This window comes from Bradyrhizobium sp. BRP20 (assembly GCF_020194215.1).
GTDB lineage: Bacteria > Pseudomonadota > Alphaproteobacteria > Rhizobiales > Xanthobacteraceae > Bradyrhizobium > Bradyrhizobium yuanmingense.
Genome location: NZ_JADYVY010000006.1, coordinates 262,843 through 281,169, shown reverse-complemented (window position 1 = coordinate 281,169; position 18,327 = coordinate 262,843). Strand labels below are relative to the sequence as shown.

The 18,327-nt window shown below is 60.0% G+C and carries 22 protein-coding genes; 9 read left to right on the top strand and 13 right to left on the bottom strand.

Annotation, left to right across the window (positions count from 1 at the left end):
• Window positions 1–215: 215 nt before the first annotated feature.
• Window positions 216–914, top strand: coding sequence for a recombinase family protein (locus tag I6F33_RS17040; protein WP_225143423.1), 699 nt, complete (start codon window positions 216–218; stop codon window positions 912–914).
• Here I6F33_RS17040 and I6F33_RS17035 read toward each other — a convergent pair.
• The 7 genes from I6F33_RS17035 to I6F33_RS17010 all read right to left on the bottom strand — a co-directional run bounded on the left by I6F33_RS17035 (window position 892) and on the right by I6F33_RS17010 (window position 5,948).
• Window positions 892–1,212, bottom strand: coding sequence for a hypothetical protein (locus I6F33_RS17035; RefSeq protein WP_225143422.1), 321 nt, complete (start codon window positions 1,210–1,212; stop codon window positions 892–894). The two genes, I6F33_RS17040 and I6F33_RS17035, sit on opposite strands and share 23 nt — an antisense overlap.
• Window positions 1,213–1,288: 76 nt before the next feature.
• On the bottom strand, window positions 1,289–1,849 hold the full coding sequence (locus I6F33_RS17030) for a hypothetical protein (protein ID WP_225143421.1): 561 nt from the start codon (window positions 1,847–1,849) through the stop codon (window positions 1,289–1,291).
• A 461-nt stretch (window positions 1,850–2,310) separates the two neighbouring features.
• Window positions 2,311–2,439, bottom strand: coding sequence for a hypothetical protein (locus tag I6F33_RS38330; protein ID WP_276573677.1), 129 nt, complete (start codon window positions 2,437–2,439; stop codon window positions 2,311–2,313).
• A 54-nt stretch (window positions 2,440–2,493) separates the two neighbouring features.
• On the bottom strand, window positions 2,494–2,985 hold the full coding sequence (locus I6F33_RS17025) for a hypothetical protein (protein WP_225143420.1): 492 nt from the start codon (window positions 2,983–2,985) through the stop codon (window positions 2,494–2,496).
• Entirely contained in the window at window positions 2,982–4,799 is a 1,818-nt protein-coding gene (locus I6F33_RS17020) for a hypothetical protein (RefSeq protein ID WP_225143419.1), read from the bottom strand. Before I6F33_RS17020 ends, I6F33_RS17025 begins: the two co-directional genes overlap by 4 nt.
• Window positions 4,796–5,686 carry a toprim domain-containing protein gene (locus tag I6F33_RS17015; protein ID WP_225143418.1) on the bottom strand — a complete coding sequence of 297 codons (891 nt, stop codon included), beginning with the start codon at window positions 5,684–5,686 and terminating at the stop codon, window positions 4,796–4,798. The genes I6F33_RS17020 and I6F33_RS17015 overlap by 4 nt, the downstream gene beginning before the upstream one ends.
• A gap of 46 nt (window positions 5,687–5,732) precedes the next feature.
• Window positions 5,733–5,948, bottom strand: a complete 216-nt coding sequence (locus tag I6F33_RS17010; protein ID WP_225143417.1) for a helix-turn-helix domain-containing protein — start codon at window positions 5,946–5,948, stop codon at window positions 5,733–5,735.
• A 74-nt stretch (window positions 5,949–6,022) separates the two neighbouring features.
• On the opposite strand from I6F33_RS17010, the gene I6F33_RS17005 reads away from it, so the two are divergent.
• The 4 genes from I6F33_RS17005 to I6F33_RS16990 all read left to right on the top strand — a co-directional run bounded on the left by I6F33_RS17005 (window position 6,023) and on the right by I6F33_RS16990 (window position 8,016).
• Window positions 6,023–6,511, top strand: a complete 489-nt coding sequence (locus tag I6F33_RS17005) for a hypothetical protein (RefSeq protein ID WP_225143416.1) — start codon at window positions 6,023–6,025, stop codon at window positions 6,509–6,511.
• A gap of 30 nt (window positions 6,512–6,541) precedes the next feature.
• Window positions 6,542–6,847: an AlpA family transcriptional regulator gene (locus tag I6F33_RS17000; RefSeq protein ID WP_225143414.1), complete on the top strand. Its 306-nt coding sequence runs from the start codon at window positions 6,542–6,544 to the stop codon at window positions 6,845–6,847.
• A gap of 119 nt (window positions 6,848–6,966) precedes the next feature.
• Window positions 6,967–7,203 carry a hypothetical protein gene (locus I6F33_RS16995; RefSeq protein WP_225143413.1) on the top strand — a complete coding sequence of 79 codons (237 nt, stop codon included), beginning with the start codon at window positions 6,967–6,969 and terminating at the stop codon, window positions 7,201–7,203.
• 414 nt (window positions 7,204–7,617) lie between these two features.
• A complete protein-coding gene (locus tag I6F33_RS16990; RefSeq protein ID WP_225143411.1) occupies window positions 7,618–8,016 on the top strand; it encodes a hypothetical protein in 399 nt (132 codons plus the stop codon).
• Window positions 8,017–8,240: 224 nt separating this feature from the next.
• On the opposite strand, the gene I6F33_RS16985 is transcribed toward I6F33_RS16990, so the two are convergent.
• Both I6F33_RS16985 and I6F33_RS16980 read right to left on the bottom strand, forming a co-directional pair.
• Window positions 8,241–8,699, bottom strand: coding sequence for a MaoC/PaaZ C-terminal domain-containing protein (locus tag I6F33_RS16985; RefSeq protein ID WP_225143409.1), 459 nt, complete (start codon window positions 8,697–8,699; stop codon window positions 8,241–8,243).
• Between the two features lie 907 nt (window positions 8,700–9,606).
• Window positions 9,607–9,837 (bottom strand): DUF1127 domain-containing protein, encoded by a 231-nt coding sequence (locus I6F33_RS16980; RefSeq protein WP_225143407.1) that lies wholly within the window; start codon window positions 9,835–9,837, stop codon window positions 9,607–9,609.
• Window positions 9,838–9,981: 144 nt separating this feature from the next.
• Between I6F33_RS16980 and I6F33_RS16975 the strand changes: the two genes are divergently transcribed.
• From I6F33_RS16975 to I6F33_RS16960, 4 genes are all read left to right on the top strand, one after another.
• On the top strand, window positions 9,982–11,547 hold the full coding sequence (locus I6F33_RS16975; protein ID WP_225143406.1) for a winged helix-turn-helix domain-containing tetratricopeptide repeat protein: 1,566 nt from the start codon (window positions 9,982–9,984) through the stop codon (window positions 11,545–11,547).
• 284 nt (window positions 11,548–11,831) lie between these two features.
• Window positions 11,832–12,254 (top strand): methyltransferase dimerization domain-containing protein, encoded by a 423-nt coding sequence (locus I6F33_RS16970; RefSeq protein ID WP_225143404.1) that lies wholly within the window; start codon window positions 11,832–11,834, stop codon window positions 12,252–12,254.
• Window positions 12,142–12,906: a methyltransferase gene (locus I6F33_RS16965; RefSeq protein WP_225143519.1), complete on the top strand. Its 765-nt coding sequence runs from the start codon at window positions 12,142–12,144 to the stop codon at window positions 12,904–12,906. Before I6F33_RS16970 ends, I6F33_RS16965 begins: the two co-directional genes overlap by 113 nt.
• A gap of 244 nt (window positions 12,907–13,150) precedes the next feature.
• Window positions 13,151–14,629 carry a tetratricopeptide repeat protein gene (locus I6F33_RS16960; RefSeq protein ID WP_225143403.1) on the top strand — a complete coding sequence of 493 codons (1,479 nt, stop codon included), beginning with the start codon at window positions 13,151–13,153 and terminating at the stop codon, window positions 14,627–14,629.
• Between the two features lie 651 nt (window positions 14,630–15,280).
• Here the strand turns inward: I6F33_RS16960 and I6F33_RS16955 are convergent.
• From I6F33_RS16955 to I6F33_RS16940, 4 genes are all read right to left on the bottom strand, one after another.
• On the bottom strand, window positions 15,281–15,538 hold the full coding sequence (locus I6F33_RS16955) for a hypothetical protein (protein WP_036009816.1): 258 nt from the start codon (window positions 15,536–15,538) through the stop codon (window positions 15,281–15,283).
• A gap of 121 nt (window positions 15,539–15,659) precedes the next feature.
• Window positions 15,660–15,872: a hypothetical protein gene (locus tag I6F33_RS16950; protein WP_109143656.1), complete on the bottom strand. Its 213-nt coding sequence runs from the start codon at window positions 15,870–15,872 to the stop codon at window positions 15,660–15,662.
• A gap of 151 nt (window positions 15,873–16,023) precedes the next feature.
• Entirely contained in the window at window positions 16,024–16,200 is a 177-nt protein-coding gene (locus I6F33_RS16945; RefSeq protein ID WP_192893196.1) for a hypothetical protein, read from the bottom strand.
• Window positions 16,201–16,322: 122 nt separating this feature from the next.
• Window positions 16,323–18,059: an adenylate/guanylate cyclase domain-containing protein gene (locus tag I6F33_RS16940; RefSeq protein ID WP_109143655.1), complete on the bottom strand. Its 1,737-nt coding sequence runs from the start codon at window positions 18,057–18,059 to the stop codon at window positions 16,323–16,325.
• Window positions 18,060–18,327: the final 268 nt, after the last annotated feature.

Below are 18,327 nucleotides of genomic sequence, written 5' to 3'. Positions count from 1 at the left end.
GTTTTCCCTCCCCACCCCCTCCGCCAGGAAATATAGCCCGGTCTCATCACTTGGCGACGCATGATGAACGTGCGCTTTCGTGCGCGTACTAAGCGTCACGTAAAATTCCGATTAGTCTAATGTAGGGGATTCGGAATACGACATCGCTCGCTAGATTCTCTGTGTTTACAGATAGACGCTCGACTGTCTGTAAATTCAGGGAGGATGAATATTCTATGCGCTCCGCCGTTTCCTACATTCGTGTGTCGAAGCCGAAGCAAGGTCGTAGTGGCTTGGGCCTCGAAGCACAGCAATCCGCCATTCGATCCTTCTGCGGACAGCACGGCTACAGCATCGAGGCTGAATACCGCGAGGTGGAGACTGGCAAGGGCGCTGATGCGTTGGAGCGTCGTCCCGAACTCGCTGCAGCTATGAAGCACGCTCGCAAGATTGGACGCGGTGGCAAGTCAGGTGCAGCCCCGATCGTCATTGCAAAACTGGACCGGTTGAGCCGCGACGTGCATTTCATCAGCGGCCTGATGGTGCAGCGTATCCCCTTCATCGTCACCGAACTGGGGCCTGACGTGGACCCGTTCATGCTGCACATCCACGCTGCTGTGGCCGAGAAAGAGCGCGAGAGGATCGCTCAGCGCACTCGGGAGGCGCTGGCAGCCGCCAAGGCCCGCGGCCAGGTGCTCGGCAATTCTTCAATCGGACAAGCCCGCAAGGCGGAAGCAGACCTGAATGCCGAGCATTTCCGGTCAATTATTGAGCCGCTCCGGGATCTTCCCGCCAAGCGGATCTCAGTAATCCTGAATGATCGAGGCGTGACGACGCCGAAGGGTGGCAAGTGGCAGGCTACTCAGGTGATCAGGCTGCTCAGTCGCCTGCACTTCTCAGACGAGAACCGCCTCAGCTCGGATCGTCCGGCCTAACCTTTGCCGGCGGCAGCAGCAGCATCGTGTCCGGGTTCAGTCCGCCACCGGCAGCGATGCGATACAGTTCGACATCACTGAGCTCATGAATGGGAACGTCCTGGCGATCGACGACCTGCACAGCCTTGCCATCCAGCCTGTCAACGAGCTCCCGGATATAGGCGAGGTTGCCCTGCTCCGCCTTGTCCAGCAACTGGTCCGCCACCCTGCGCAGCGCCAGGGGACGACTCCGCAACGCAATCCGGAGTGCGTCGTTGAACGGCTTTTCCTTGTTCACACTTCCGATTGGGCGTCCCATGCATCCCGCCACTATCGCAATTCACAGTCAGCTGATCTTACGCCAAGATCTGCATTGAAACTACAGGAATGCTGAATCACTGCAGGCGCCCCGACCTCCGGCCTTCGGCGCTGAACTGCCGCGTCGCCAAAAGCCTGACCCGCAACGTCTCGGCCTCCTCACCGGATAGCGTGGTCAGCCCGACCTCGGGCTGGAGCAGGTCAAGGCCCTCTTCCATATCGCCCATGACGGATGCTACCTCCAGGGCAGCCGTTAGAACTGCCCCGAAGACAACCTGTTCCGGCAAGGCAATCCGATAGCCTTGATCTTCGCGAGCGAAGAAGCCGAGCTGCACGAGCAGCGCGAACTCCCGGTAAAAAATACCGCTTTCGTCAGGATAAAGATCGAGAGAAACCACGTGAAGGTGGTGCTCAAGCTCGCCAAGGAGTTCCAGGGCAGCGGCAGCGAGGTTGGGAATGCCATCCGCATGAAGCAGTCCCAGCCGATGCGCACCGTTCGGTCTATCCAGTATTTCAGACCAGAAGGCCTGAGCCTCAGCTGCCTTTATCAGCCACGCTGCAACGAAGTGGCAGTCGGGCTCATCTGGCATTTGGAGCAGAACATGCTGATTACCAGCAGACACTTGAACTTCCGGCATGCATCACCTGTCAGTGGTTATGCGTGGTCACGCCGTGGCGCGCGCACGCTGCGTCTTCACCGGCGAGACACCCAGTCCTGGTTACTGCAATGCCCCTCTTCAAGCCGATCTCCCAGGCAGTTACGAAGCGGTGTACCCGCCCAGGTACGGCCCGTAGCCGCATTCCTGATCTCGAGCGCTATGAAGCGGATCGGTCTCGCGCAGCCAACGCTTCACCAGGGTGCGATCGTCCTGTGCGATGGATCTACCCTCGGACCGGCCGGAAACGTCCTGGATCAACATCTTGAGCAAGAGTTCAGCGGTGGCAACGTCTCCCGGGGAACCGACTGGGCCGAAGCCGCGCCGAATACGTCGAGCAGCCGCTCGCCCACGAATTTGAGATCATAATTGATCGCGATCCACGTCAGCCTTTGCAAGGTGGCGGGCCGGATCAGATGCACGGTCGAGAGCAGCAGGCTGAATCAATCGAGGTGGCAGCGGCGCCAGTTGCTCCACGTGCTGTCCGAGTAGTCGTCCGGGAAGGCCTCCAGGGCCAAGGCGTCGACGCGGAGCTGATCCAGCTTGATTGCCACGACGAAGCCCGCGAACAAATCCCGGAGTCCTTCATAATGCCTGTTTGCATCGATGTCGCTCCCGCTATCGCATCATCCGCCCCTCAGAATGGCCGAGAGAACAGCGGCGGCCATAGCTTTCCGGTTGCCATGCCACGCTACCCAGCACCGTGAATGCAACCAGACGTGACCACTCGGCTCCGTACCGAATGGCACCAGTTCATCAAGTACGGCTTCGCCGCCGCCGCAGTGCAGACACCGTCCGGGCGGAGAGCAGACCGGATTGCAGTTTAGCCATTCGACGACGCAACATTCAAGAGCGCGCGCCTCAGCATCCTGACGCTCCATTCCACCATCAAACTCGGCGATGCCCGCCCGCTCGTCGAAGAAGGCCAGCCAATCCACCTCCGACCAACGGTCATCGGTCGACCGCAGCAGCGTGACGATCTCAGGCTTGTGGCGGGAAAGCGCGCTGAGCACCTCATCCGGAGGTGCCTCGGCTGCGGTCAGCAAGAGATCCTCCCCGTCGAGGACTAGGCGAATGCCTGCGGCAACGGCCGCCTTGAGAGCTTCCGCCGCGCTCATAACCGCGCACTCCACCCATGCGAGCTTGCCGGCTCAGACTGGCGATCAGCGACTGCATCCGAGTTCGGCGCACACTCCGAGACTTCGGCATTGCAATCCAACAAAGTCGCGTTGGCGCCAGAAGCATAGGGACCATAGGGGGCATAGGCGGTATCGGCGCCCACCTCGAACTCACGCGGCAGCTGGGCGTCCCTATGCCCCCTATGGTCCCTATGGTTTTCCGCGCTGTCCGTTTTCGTGAGCGCATACGTAGCCGAGCCCCACTTGCCGACGGCTGCCTGCCGGGTAAGGACAAAGCCGGCCATGCGCGTGCCCGACAACTTCTCGACTTGTGATGCGAGGTACTGGCGGCCGCGCCCTTGCGGATCCAAAGCCTGGCGAACCTCGTCATGCAGCTGGCGGACAGTCACGGGATGATGCTGATGCTTGTCCCACCAGATCGCGAACACATCCGCCAGGACCTGACGGCGTCCGTCCCGCTGCTTTGCTTCACCAATCCGGGTGACGGGATCCTGGCAGCCCAAAGCGAGCAGCGGATCGCGCACCCACCGGCCCCATTGTGCGAAACTCCCAATCGGCAAGCCCGGCTCGATGCCGCCCGCCGTCCGACCCCAGCGCCAGATCGTAAGCGCCGCTGCCAGCAGCTCCGTGCGCCGCTGCGTCACCTCAAGCCGGATGTCCGTTGAGAAGGGCCGCAGCTCCGGATCCTCGGTGCGCGCGTCGAACTCGACCGTCACGAACCGGCGAGCCAAATCCTCAGAAACGGTCAGCCCGTTACCGGTCAGGATGACGAATGCGGATGCGTTCAGCGGCACCATCTGCGACTTACCAAGCAGTCGCACGCGGGCCGGCCTCTCCGTGATGACGCTCGCAAGCAGATCGGATTTGAAGGCCATGTTGTTGAGGTTGTCGAGGAACAAGGCCGGGCTGCCTTCCATCAGCTCCGCCGAGATCCGCTTCTCGAGCTCTTCTGCGTTTGCTCCGGCCGTGACGGCATGCGGCTCCCGCCCAAAGGCAATGAGGCAGATGCGACGGGCAAGCAGACCCTTGCCGGCACCCGCGCCCGACACGGGCGCCGCGCGGAAGAGCACACCGGGAGCGAGATGCAGGCTGGGACGACAGATTGCGGTGAGCAAGGCTGCCAGGAAGGCAGATTCGTCTCGTCCCGGCGGCTTGGAGATGTCGACCGTCACGACACCACCGGGCGCCGTCTCGATTGTTTCGGCATCGGCAAAGCAGAACGTCTTGAACGTCTCGCGGACGTACTGCAACGCAGCCGCTGCATCATCCCGACTGGGTTTCAGGGGGACGGAGAGATGGATGTTTGGCACGTTCTCGCACCACATGCCTGTGGTGGCGTCATATCCCTCCGTGCTGTTGATCTCACCGTGCTCCCGCAACAGCGGCGCCGAAGCAATCCCGTTCAGGGGCGGCAGCCGCCATTCACCCCGCCAATCGAGATACATGACGGCCAGAGAACGCGGCAGACGAGCATCAATTTCCACAATCGTGCCGTCCCGCCGTTCTTTTTTCATGTACGGCCGGGAAATCGTGTGCGCCTTCAGAACCAACGCCTCCGGCGTCATGACCTGGGCGACCGCCCCGCGCTGAGCCTGGTCGAACGCGAGACGAACAGGAACGCCACGTTCGAACAGACCGCCGGCAGCGGCGATCGCATCGCGAATTGCGGTGACGGTCAGATCAGGGCTACAGTTCTCGACCAAAAGGCGCGGCTTTGCACCCTTGGTCCCGGAGGCAATGCAGATCTCTTCGGCGGATCCGATCAGCGTGGCGATTTCGCTTGCAGAAGTCACGTCGCCAGCTCCATCAAACTGTGCGCACGATCGGCGAGCAGGTCGTTAAAATCCAGCCCCGGCGGCGGCCTAGCAATCCGGACGCGACGCCCTTCGAGCACCCAGCGGTACGCCGCGTCGTTTGCCGCCGCCTCTCCTGCCCGATCGGCGTCTGCAAGAATAACAATGTCCCGCTCGTCAGCAGGCAGAGCGAGCGTGCGCAGGCCTGAGGTCGAAAGCGCCGCCCACGTCCGGTGTCCCGTCGCCTGCAGCGCTGAGAGGCAGGTCTCAATCCCTTCGCCAACCAACAAGACGTTGCCCAAACCACCAAGGCGCACAACCCCGCCGCGGCACGGGCCCAACATCATCTTGGTCGACTCGAGGGGAGCCTTGGAGGTGCCATCGGGCGAGAGGAACGTGCGGTGAATAGCAGTCGGAGCCCCGCCGAGTGCGTTGGACACCAAAGCAACCATCGCCGGCCAGCTCGACCCTTCCGGGTGCCGCAGACCAGGGTGAAACCGAATGGCCGAGGGGATTGACACCGTGAGCCCACGCCGCCGCAGATAGGTCTCAACCAGCGAGCCCCTTGCGCAAGTCGAGGCGTTCCAAATCCCAGCTGCCCACGAAGCAGAGCTGCAAACGCTGGCATCTTTCGACACCGGCGTTCTCGACACATTGCGGGGCGCGACGACGTGCGGCCCCGGCCACACGCCGAGGCGCTTGAGCGCATCAATAACTGACTTCTGGCTGCAGCCGCCGAAGCAATGGACCAGGACGATCCCGTCGCGGCCGTATCCGAGCGAGAGACTGCCAGTCCTCTCCTCATGGGCAGGGCAGCGACACATGAAACCGCGAGCCGTCCGCTTGGCATCGCCGCAGGCTGAAGCGATCTGCTCAATAGAATTCACATGCGCTCTCCCGTTAGCGCCCGATCACTTTTCACCCCCCGCTTCGTCAGCCGCTCAGCATTCGTTCCAGGGCGTGCCGCGGAACGATCCAACGGCGGCCCACCCTGATGGCAGGCAACTCGCCAGAGTTCGCGGCGGCGTAGGCACTGCACTTCGACAGGCCCAGGATTTCGCATCCCGCCTCTTCGACGGTGAATGTCGAGCGACCGTCCCAGCGCTGATCGAGGACGCGCCAAGCCGTCGTGGTTTCCGAATTCGTCATATCCAGTCTGGTTCAGTTGACCCTTTGTGTCAACTATTGTAGGGCTAGATCTGATCATATCAAGGGCTACCACGTTGAAGCAGCAGCAGTTCAAAATCACCCTCGGTGACGATCTCCGCGCAAAGCTCGATAGCTCCAGCGCTCTCAGCCAACGGTCGATCGCAGAGGAAATCCGACAGCGCCTCGAGATGTCATTCGACATCCAGGGCGATGGCCACACGCTCGATTTGATCTACGCGATCCTGTTCTTGGCGCATGAGACCATGCGCGATTTCGGCGCGACTTGGTGGGGCGACGAGCGTGCCCGGTCTGCATTCATGGCGGCCATCGCCGACCAGGTGATGAGCTATCCCATCAGCCCGTCCGACCTCGCTGCGAAGCCATTGATCAGCTTGGGTACGCGAGAGCAGCAGGCCGGCCCCGAAGATCCTCCTGAGGTGATCGGACGCGCTATAGCCCGGAACTACCGTCGGAGGGTCAGACCGCTCGGCTTGCGATCTGACGAGTTCGATATCAGTCGTTTTCGCCAATTGATGCGGAACGAGGAAGAGAACGAAGACTGAGTAGCGGACCGGGCTTTGAGGAGGTTCGTAATGACCGCAGCAAAGCCAGCGCCCACCGAGATGAACGTTGCCGGGGCCTCGAAGTGCGCCCCCCGTCGCATGCTCAACGAGCAGCAGGTGTTGGAGATCATCCCCGTAAGCCGCACCACGCTTTACCGCATGGAGAAGGCGGGCCGGTTTCCGAAATCCACTTACATCAGCCCCAACCGCCGAGTCTGGTACGAGGACCAGATTGTCGCCTGGCAGAACGCAGTCGATGAATTCGATCCGCATCGCGCGCGGGGCAAGGGCCGGCGCGCGACTTCGGCTGTGGGGAGCAAACCGGAAGCGCGCTGAAGATGGCGCGTCGCGTGCTTGTGACCCGCTGCGGACATCGGTGCCGAACCCAAAGGGAGTGGACAGGGCGGTGACGATTAGGCCCAGGAACGCTTCGCTAGTTCCGGGGTTCCGAGGAAATGCCTCGATATTACTTCGACTTCCGGGATGACGCTGGACTCACCCTCGACGATATTGGTGAGGAATTGCCGGATCTTGATGCTGCACGGGATGCGGCGCTAAGGGCACTCGCCGAGGCCATCCGCGCTAAAAGCGATGTTGGCGCAGAGATGGGCCAGATGTTCGTCGAGGTGAGAACTCATGCCGCAGCGGTTCTGACGGTATCCGCTTCGGTCGAGGTCATCCTGAAGTCGTGAGGCAGTGTCGTGATGCAAGATGACCTCCTCGAACGAGGCGGCTCGCGCGATTGCCGAGAGCAAGAAGCTCGTCGACAGCGGGTAGGTCGGAATTATGGAGGCAGCGGCGCACTCTCCACACCTGAGGCGAGCTTAGAAGCTCATGGAAAGGATGGCCGCCAAGCCCAAGGCCGCTATGGCCTACGCCAGCACATGCAACATCCAAGGCTGCATCGTTGCCTCCTGCCAGGACGCTGTATCGGGATCGCGAAAGTTAGTTGCGACAGATCAATGTCCTTGGAAAAATCAACGGGTGCTCAGAGAGAACCGCTACTTGTGCGAGCACCGGGTTGAGTGCCGCGAACTGCGATGATGGCGGCGATTGATTTCTCGCCGGACGTGTAAGAGATTTGACTATCCGCCGGGGGGATGGAAATGGACGATCGGGACGCCATAGCGAAGGCCTTCTGGCAGACTGAGAACGACTGGAATACCGTTCTCATCCTGATCACAAAATCACAGGACCACTTAATTCCCACACATATGATGTCGTGGGCATCCTCGTGGGTAAGTGCCGGCGGCAACACGAGTAGCCTCATGGAACATTGTGATCGCTACTTTGAAGAAGCTTATTTTGCGCACGGTGGGACGGGTTATCCTCCAAAGTTCACGCAACTCAAGCGAGAATATTTTGAGAATGCTCGCGAACCTGCGAGCCAAACGTCCACTCCGAGCGCTGCACAAACCTCAACGTCTCCCAAAAGTGGTGCCATCTCCGCTGGGCTTATACTTCTAGGGATGCTCTTTGTGCTGGCAATCCTTTTTGCCCGCTAGCTCACGACGCGGTTCGGCCGCGGCAAGTATGATTATACGCCGTTGCGAAGCTAGATTAGCGCGGCCTTCGCATGTCATTTGTTGGCCCGTGGTTGACTACCGCTCTCGGCCGCGCAGCGTCTGCTTCCGAGCGCTGAGCGGAAAGCCATCGTGGTCACGCCGAAGGCAGCCTTTGACCCGAAGCCGACATCGGCCGGCCACTGGAACTCGCGGCCTCCCGTGTCTCAGGAATTCGCAGGCGGTCGTCGCGCCACGAGAACCGTGTTGACGCATTGAAGAACCGTTTCGTGCTTTTGGTTCCGGAGATGTAGCTGGTTACGGACAACGCCTCTGTCGAAATGGGATTTTGACTCACGCTTCTCCAAAATTGCCACTTCGAGATCGAGATCATCTCCCGGGCGCACCGGAGCGGGGAGCCTGAGTTCATCCCAGCCAAGCCCGGCAACAATCCGAAGCGAATACGGCTGTGTTCTGCTCAACAAGGAAATAAGTATCGCAAACGTGTGTGCACTCGAAGCGATCAGTCCGGAAAAGACGGAGCGTGCGGCGATCTCCTCGTTGATATGAATAGGCAGCGGATCGAATTTTCGGGCAAATTCGATAATCTCGTTCTTTGTGACGTGGTAAGGACCAGCCGTACGCAGTTTGCCAACCTCCGCCTCCTCGAAATACAACATGGCCATTTAGTGCCCCCTGAAGGACATCTCGCTGATTAGGTCATAGCCTAACCTCGCGGCCATCCAAAGTCATTGCATCTGCGTGTGGCGCGTGGCTGCCGCGGTCTGCTTCCGAGGGCTGACCGGAACGCCGTGGTGGCTGCCGAGGGCAGCCCCTGACCCGTAGCGGAAATTCACGACAATTCTCGCTGAAAGCCGCTTTCGATCCCAAGCCGCTTCTTCGCACCTTCCTTGCCTCGTCAGTGTCAGGTTCTGGCCCGAAGGAAGCCGGCGAAGGAATGCCGTGGGCCAGCTGAAGAGGTTAGACGAGACATGGCCGAGAGCCGGCCCGAGCGACGAGACTAACCCAGAGCAGAAGTCGGCCTCCACATAAGTCAATTATTGAACCAACACCTAATAGGCTCGCTTCCTACAATTAGCTCGGACAGAGCGGATGGAAAGGAGCGCTGAAATGCAAGGTCTCTTTGGCACTTTCCTTCAAGCAAATACGCGAAGGATATCGCCAACATGATCGATGCAAGGCCGGCAAAGTACGGCCACCGTTCGCCACTCATTGAGCACTCCGTAGCAGGAGGGTTGGCAATCATTCGCCCCGGTCTTGGTTCTAATAATATGCCGCTTTCATACTGCCGCCGGGCCACCTCGTCGGATGTGAATTGGTTCGCGTCCCCGGCAAATGTTTTTGCTCGCCTGTTCGCTCAACCTAAGCGGACCCTTCTACGAGGTCGCGAGTGGCCCGAATGCGAAGTGGTGGCACGGCCTGCTGGCGTCTGCTCAGCGGAGCATATCGGATCAGATTTGCACAGCCTGAGCTCTTCTCAGTCTGAGCCATATCGGAAGGCAGCATCTGCGCCATCACGGCTTCTGGTTGTGACTAGTTCGATCTTCCATCGATACCAGATATCGCATTCATTCACCGGATGCCTCGCGGATCGCAATCTCGCTGCGAGGCGACGTAGTCGATCTCGCCGCGCGTAATACCGATATCGATAAGCTCCCTGTCACTTAAATCGCACAAGTTGGCCAGTAATCTCCGGCGTCTGCGCCACTCCTGAAATGCATTCCAATATGCTTCGAGAGGACTGTAGACCTGCCGCCTTGCTGTTGCCGGTCCCAGCTCGGTGGTCCCGTGGATCGTGCTCATTGAGGGTGTCCTGTCTGGACTGCTCACTATGACGGAAGTTGCCGCAAGAGGTGTCGGCGCGCTTAACTGGCGGCTTACATTTCTCTTACCGGCGGCTTATTCTTCATGCGTTAATACAGAGGCGCCCTGAGAAGGAATGGCAGCTTGCGCTATCTTTTCGAGGAATACGCATTCGACACCGATCGGCGCGAGCTGCAGCGGGGCACTGATGCCGTGTCGATCACACCGCAGGTTTTTGACCTGCTCGATTACCTGATCCGCAACAGGGAGCGGGTTGTAAGCAAGGACGACCTCGTCAACGCCATTTGGAATTGTCGCAGCGTATCTGACGCGGCGTTGACGACCCGCCTGAATGCCGCGCGAAGCGCGATCGGCGATTCCGGTGCGGCACAGCGCCTGATCAAGACGTTACCGCGCAAGGGTTTTCGTTTCATCGGCACGGTCCGCGAGGTGAACCAGCGTTCCGGCGCGGCGGCGATCTTGAGCCGCGATATTGAATTCACGGAAGCCCCCCTTCCACTACCCGACAAGCCCTCGATTGCTGTGCTGCCGTTCGAGAACATGAGCGGTGATGCCGAGCAGGAGTATTTTGCCGACGGAATAGTGGAGGAGATCATCACGGCGCTTTCGCGGTTCAAGTCCCTGTTCGTTATCGCCCGAAATTCAAGTTTCATCTTCAAGGGCAGAGCTGTAGACATCAAAGAAGTCGGGCGCAGGCTCGGTGTGCGCTATGTGCTTGAAGGGTCTGTGCGCAAGGCCGCAGGAAAAGTTCGCATCGCAGGACAATTGATCGATGCAGCCACAGGGGCTCATATCTGGGCGGACAGATACGAACGTGACCTGACAGACATCTTCGTTCTCCAAGATGAAATCACGCTAGCGGTTGTCTCCGCCATTCAGCCGAAGCTGCTCCAAACGGAGATCGCAATGGCGACGCGGCGGCGACCGGAGAATCTCACCGCCTATGATCTTTACCTCCGGGCCGTGGGCGAGTTCCGTTCGATGACCCGCGAAAGCTTTGCCGAGGCGACAAGGCTGGCTCATCGCGCCTTGGAGCTCGACCCTCAGCTCGGTCTGGCTGCCGGCCTGGCGGGTAACTGTCACGCGCTCAATGTCGTCTTCGGCTTTGCTGTCGATCCTAAATTCGAGCGCCGAGAGGCACTTCGACTTGCTCGCCTCGCATTGAGCATCGACGACAGTGATGCAGACACGCTAGCATCCGCCAGCTTTATCTCGGCAATCATGATCGGCGCTGGGCAAACCGAGATCGAAATGGCGAACCGTGCGGTCGCTCTTAACCCGAATGCATTTCAAGCCTTGGTCTGCAGGGGTCACGTCTACAGAATTGCGGGGTTACCCGAGGAAGCGATACGCAGCTTTGAACATGCCGTCCGCATGAGCCCATTAGATCCGGTGCTGCACGCGGTGATGGCCGGGATAGGGATGGCCTTAATTGAGCTTGGTCGCTTTGAGGAGGCCGTCGAAGCAGGAAAGAAGGCCGAACGTCAGAACGCCTTCTATTCATCAACTTACCGCTGCCTCGCGTCCGCATACGCCCATCTCGGACGGGATGCGGAGTCACGCGAAGCGGCGGCACGTCTGCTTGAGCTCGACGCCGCCTTTAACATATCAGGGTGGATAGCCCGGGGCGGGCAATCGAACGCGAAGCTGCTGATCGAGGGGCTCCGGAGAGCGGGGTTACCCGAATAGCAGTCCTATTTTGGCGAGATGATGCACTAGCGGCCCTGCAAGCGCCGCGCATGAGTCGAGTTTTGGCCCATTGCTGCCGTATCCCACGGCCGAGGATATGTCGGGTGCCACGGGAAGCCGGATCACACTTAAACCGGGCTAAAACGTCGCGATTGACTCTAAGCGGTCCTCGAATTCACTTGTGTTAGATGGTGCGCACCGCAATTTCTGAGATATCATCCGTTTGCGGGAAGTCTGGTACTCGATGCATCTTTACTGTGTGCGGAGCAGCAGGAGGTGACACCATGGCCGCCAATGCCTTCTCGGACCTTACGCGGCTGATTAACGGTTATCAGATTTCGCAGGCCATTCACGTGGCGGCCCGGCTTGGCATAGCCGACCACCTTAGTTGCGGGCCCCAAGGCAGCAACGAACTTGCTCAGCTCAGCGGATCGCATCCGAGGACACTCTATCGGCTCTTGCGGGCGCTGGCTTCAGTCGGTGTTTTCCATGAGGCCGAGAACAAAACGTTCTCGCTCACCCCGATGAGCGAGTGTCTTCGTTCCGACTCGCCGACTCCACTCGACGGCTGGGCCGCATATGTCGGCCGACCTTATGCTTGGCAGGCCTGGGGGCATCTTGAACACAAGCGTCCGCACCGGCGAGAGTGCCTTTCGGCATCTCAATGGTCAGAGCGTATGGGAGTATCGCAGCACCCGTCCGGATGAGAACGCGATCTTCAACCGAGCCATGACGGCCAATTCACGCGGCGCGATCGAAGCTATTATCGCCGCCTACGATTTCAGCAGCTTTCGTCACGTCGCGGATATCGGGGGTGGTGAAGGCCAACTGCTGGCGGGAATTCTCGGAGCAAATAAGGGCCTGCGCGGAACGCTGTTCGATCAGCCGCACGTTGTTGGCAAGGCAGCGGAAGTTCTGAACCAACATGGTGTCGCGGACAGATGCGAAATCGTCGGAGGCAGCTTCTTTGAATCCATCCCGGAGGGGGCTGAGGCCTATGTGATGCGGGCGATTATCCATGATTGGGACGATAAGGAAGCGATTTCTATCCTGAAGACCTGCCGCCGCGCTATGACCGCTGATGCCAGATTACTCCTCATTGACGTGTGGTGGACGCGCCGAACGAAGGGCCAATCTCGAAATTCAGCGACCTCAATATGCTCGTCATGCTCGGAGCGCTTGAACGGAGCTACGACGAGTATTCCGCGCTATGTCGAACGGCCGGATTTGAGATGCGCGGCACAGCCCGCGCAGGCCCGCACTTTCAGGTCATCGAGGCAATTCCAACTTAGACTGAGCCAGTGCGGGGCCTTTCTTCCCGGCCGGAGGGTCTGCATCCGATACGCTTTCACAACCTGAGGTCTGGTTATGGCCCATCGCTGCGGCATCGCACGACCTAGGATATGTCGGCTGTCAGGGGTAGGCCGGGCCTAACTTAAACCAAGGCCATATCGTCGCGATTGACCGGACCGGACTTCATGCGCCGACGATTGTTGCGGCGACAAATCCAGAAAGGCGAATGAGTCAGGGGCCTTGACCAACCTTAAGTGCGCATCTCTGCTAGTATAGAGTTGGGGCTATGGGCACCTGCGGAGAGGCAACGGTGACAAACTCGGAAATCTCCAACGGCCTACCGGACAAACCGCCATCAGATAAAGAGCAACCGGCAAAGCTGCCATCCGATCGCAATTTGAAGATTCGCCTGCGCGCACGGTTGCAGTTGATCGGCGGCGCGTTGGCCTCGATTGCTGCCGTCGGTGCGGTCGCAGGCGGCCTCATCGGTTACTGGACTGTTTGGAAGACGCTCCGCACCGAAGTGTTTCCAGGGAGCCAAAAAACGCAGAAGGAGGCTACGGCCCGGCCCGACATTGCTCCCCGGTTGTCTCTCGTTGTCTTGCCATTCGCTAACCTCAACAATGATGCAGAGCAGGACTATTTCGCCGACGGCATCACGACCGATCTGACGACTGACCTCGCGCAATTGCCCGATACATTCGTCATCGGGCGCGGGACGGCTTTTTCATATAAGAACAAGCAGATTGATCTCAAGACACTCGGTAAGGATCTCAGCATCCGCTGGGCCGTGCAGGGCGCGGTGCAGCGGGCCGGAGCTCAGGTCCGAATGAATGTGTCGCTTGCAGACCTGTCAACTGGCCGCGACGTCTGGTCGGACCGCTTTGATGGAGATCGTGCGGATCTTGCGGCATTGCAGGAGGAAGTCACGGCACGGCTCGCCCGCTCTCTCAACGTCCAACTTGTCCAGGCTGAAAGCCGGCGTAGCCAAATGAACCAGTCGACGAATCCAGATGCTGCCGATCTCAGCATGCGCGGTTGGGCGAAGGTCTATGAGCCTGGGACCAAGGCAACGAACGCACAAGCAAAGGACTTCTTTAACAGCGCGCTGCGCCTTGATCCGGATAACACCGACGCACTGCTTGGGAAGGCGTGGTGCATAGCCACTGATCTAAATAACGGTTGGTCAACGTCTGTGGTCGAGGACAAAAAGACGGCGACCAAACTAATTGATCAAGTTCTTGCAAAGCGCCCGGCGGCGGCGAACGCTCGTATAGCTATGGGAAGCATTTTGAATTACGGAAGTCCAGAACAAGCATTATCTGAGCTCGATGCCGCGTTGGCAATCGATCCTAATTCACCCATAGCATACGCCTCAAAAGGAATCTCGCTCATCACCGCGGGTCGCGCGCGCGAAGCGTTCTCTCCGATTCAGATCGCTCTACGCCTAAGCCCCAAGGATCCAGCCGCAGGTATTTGGCGTTTCTTCCTGTGTCACGCTCACTTACATGTCCGCCAGTATAACGAAGCCATCGAAGAGTGTAGGCGCTCGATCACTCTGAATAAATCAAACTGGTTGCCGTATGTGGACCTGATTTCAGCCTATGGAGCCACGGGCCAATTGGAAATGGCCCACCAAATGTTAGCCGAATTGAATACAGTCCGGCCGGAGTTTACCATCCGGTGGTTCCATCAAATCGGCTACGCACGATCGAGCAATCCGCAGTATCGGCTTGAGTACGACGACATCGTCGATGGGCTGAGGAAGGCAGGCGTTCCGGAGCAATGAGGCGACAAACAGATAGCTGGACCCCGCCCTTTGTAAAAAGAGACGACAAGGTCTCCTTTTGGCCCTTCGGTGACATTTGGCCTACGTCCAATGATTCCCGCTTTCAACGGCTAAACGGACATCGAGCGTCAAGGCGTTCGCGGCCGCAACAAAGCGCCCCGCTCTGCAAAGCGTGAAACTAGGGCCTATTGGGGCCCGGTGAATTGGGCGAGAGGCCTCGCCCTCAGCTAGGAAGCCCCATACGCCGTTGAAGCTGATGCTTTTTCCGCAGTTTCAGAGAATGACCAAATAGCGCTTGCGGCCAGGACCACACGGTTTTGCCGTACGCGCGGTTCGTTGGCGCCGCAGGGTTCGACGGCGTTGTGCACGTTGCCATCGAAATGCCGGCGCGACGAACCTGACAGCGCCGCTCGTCCGTACGAAGCCTCGGGGCTCACGGAGAGCAATCCGCCCTGCCCTCAGCTCTCGTACACGACGCTGCCGCGTCCACCGCAAGCCCGGCTCGCGACATGACGACCGCATGATCGCCCCTCGAGATTGAGCCGGGTTGGGCGACACATACGTCATTTCCGAATTTCGGTAAAGCGGAATATTTTTATGCGGGCAGATTGACAGAGAAGCGAAACATCGACGAGACGGCGACGCCGAACATCAGGACCGCCCGCGCGAGCGTTGCGCCTGGGCCCAGGCGACAGCGACATCGCGTGGCGGGGCATCGACGCGCTTGATGGGGGTCAATTCGCCGGAGGCCGAGACGATCGCCGTTTCTTCGCGGCGGCAACGCGTGCAGACGAAGCGGACCTCGTGCGGCGACGCCGACCAGCTCGACCGTTTCACATTGGCCGCCATCGGCCAGGCATCGCAATGCGAGCACGACACCAGAAATCGACCGGGATCGAGCATACCCATTCCATTGGACTCCGCGTCCTGCCGCCTCCTTCAATGATTAATCCATGTGAATCGTTCCGGTGCTACAGCACCGCCGGCATTGGCTCGAGTGCCCTACCGGTTCCGCGCATCCGCAAAGTGCTCAGCGGGCGCCCTTGAGGGTGCAGGAGGTCGTGCAGGTGACCGTCGTGCCGCGGTCGCACGTTTTGCAGGCGCTGACGCACTGGTTCATGTCGCGTGGATTGTAGCTGTAGTTGCGCAACGGACAGGCCGGATTCGTCGAGCCGGTGATGTCCTGCTCCTGATCGCAGGCCGCCGTCATGAGCGCGAATATGATCACTGCAACGAGGCGCATGGGATTGCCCTGTCAGACATGGCAAATCACACTCACGAGGCGCGCTGCATTGCAGCGAACCCCGGCCTTCCCACCAACGAGTGTCGCCGACCGGCGATGCTCGCTTGCTCCAAGGATGCGCGCCAAACGTTAAGAACGGATTTCAGCCGGCTCAGGCCGCAGCCGTCGTCGCGATCGCCTGCCGGATATCGACGGCCAGCTGACGGTACTGTTCCCCGAGCTTCAAATAGAACTCGCGCTTGCTGCTGTCGGTGGCGAGCTTGGCGATCAGCTCGCATTCGGCGCTGAGCGTCTCGAACCGTTCCAGCCTGTCCTCGAGATGTGTCATCGGCGTGTCCCCATCAGACGCCTCATGGACACCCAACCTAAGCCCGGGAAATAGGTCACGGCGAACATCGTTATGGAGTAGCATCTTTTTTCCGGCGCGGCGTGCCGACCGCAAAGGCACGGCTATTTCTGCTCCAGCCGCCAGACGCCGTCCCAATCGGGATCCGGCGGATTGGCCACAAATTGAGCGATGCGGCCGAGCATCGTGCGCGAGGGGCCGTCGCCGGGGACCGCCTCGAGCGCCGCGTTGAAGGCGGCGCGGGCCTCGTCGAAGCGCCGCGCACGATAGGCGGCGAGACCATCGGCATAATGCGTGCGCAAGCTCACTTGCGCATCGCTGAGCGCGCCCGGTCTCGCCATCAGCTCGAAGATCGCCTGCGGCGCGCTTTGGCCCGCGACCGCCAGACGATCGATCTCGCGCAATTCCAGGCGCGATCCGATCCCGTCCGCGGTCGCCTGCGAGATCAGGATGCGGGTGCCGTAGACCTTGTTGACGGCCTCCAGCCGCGAGGCGAGATTCACGGCATCGCCCATCACGGTGAAGCTCATCATCAGCTCGGAACCGATACTGCCGGTCAGGACCTCGCCCGTGGCGATGCCGATGCGAAGATCGCACGGCGCCGGCATGGCGCGGATGCCGAGCAGGTCCGGCAGCTGCTTCTGCAGCGCGGGCACCTGATCGGTCATCTCGACGGCGGCGAGCCCTGCGAGCAGACCCTGCTCCTCCTCCTCGATGAAGGGCGGCCCCCAATAGGACATGATGGCGTCGCCGATATATTTGTCGATGATCCCGCGATTGTTCCTGATGGGAGCAGACATCACGGTGAAGTAGTGGTTCATCACCTTGACGAGGCCGCGCGGCGTCATGCCCTCGCTCATCGAGGTGAAGCCGCTCATGTCGCAGAACAAGATGGTCATCACCCGGCGCTCACCGTCGATGGCGACCTCCGGCCGGTCGATCAGGCCCTGCACCACCTTCGGGTCGATGTAACGGCCGAAGGTCTCGCGAATGCGCTCGTTGTGCCTGAGCTGCTCGATCATGCGGTTGAAGGCGGCAGCAAGCTCGCCGATCTCATCCTGTGTCGAGACGGTGATGGGCTTGTCGAACCGGCCCGCCTCGACCTCGCGGGCGCCGGCCAGCAGCAGGCGCACCGGTCGCGTAATGCCGCTACTCACCAGCAGCGCAAACACGAAGCCGACGATCGCCGCGAGCAGGGTTACGACCCCCGACACGATGATGGTCTGGTGTTGGCGGCCGATCACCTGAGACGTCGAGAAATAGACCTGCGCCAGCATGTCGGCGCGGATCGCATCGACCTTCCGGTTGAACGCATCGCGCAGCGTGTCGAGGTGTTCCAGCGTGCCGCGGGCCGCGGCCATATCCTTGGCGTCGACCTGCTTGAGCAGTTTCGCATTGCCCTCGTCCAGATCGCGCCGCAGCTCGGTGACGGAGCTTTCGATCCGGACGTCGAGCCGTGCCAGCGCGGCGTTGTCGGAATACGTCCTGGGGTCGTCGATGATCGCGTTGATGAGCTTGCGAGCGGCCTCGGCCTCCCGCTCGAAATTGCGGTCCAAGGCCTCGAAGTCGCGAAGCCGCGCCGCGTAGGCCTCCTCGTCCGACGGCGCCTCCATCCTGGTCATCACCATCCGCCGCTGCGCCAGCGCCCGTTCCAGCGAGCGGATGTTCGCGCGCGCCAGATGGCTATAGGCGGGGATGTAGCGGTTGGTCAGCTCGTCGAGCAAAATGCCGACCTGGCTGGACATCACCATCGACAGGATCGAGGTGACCAGCATCAGGACGATCAATCCGAGCGCGATGCCGACGATCTTGCGTCGGATCGACTGGTTGAAAATCGGCATAGGTACAGGGCAAAGGTTGAAAGGATGAAGAGAAGGAACTCATACACCGGATTTCGCCGAGGGAACACGCGCAATCTGGCCGTTCCGGCGTCCTGTACCGTGCGCAATCGTCGCGCGAGTCCAGATCGTTAACAAAGGTTAAAGCCACTGCCTCTTCCGTCACTTCGGAAGTTCCCCAGTTCCAATCCGTATTTTGCCGCATTGTTGCGACAGCCTGAGGATGCGACACGATGCCGACGCATCGTTCGGTACTTTGATTCGCAAGCCG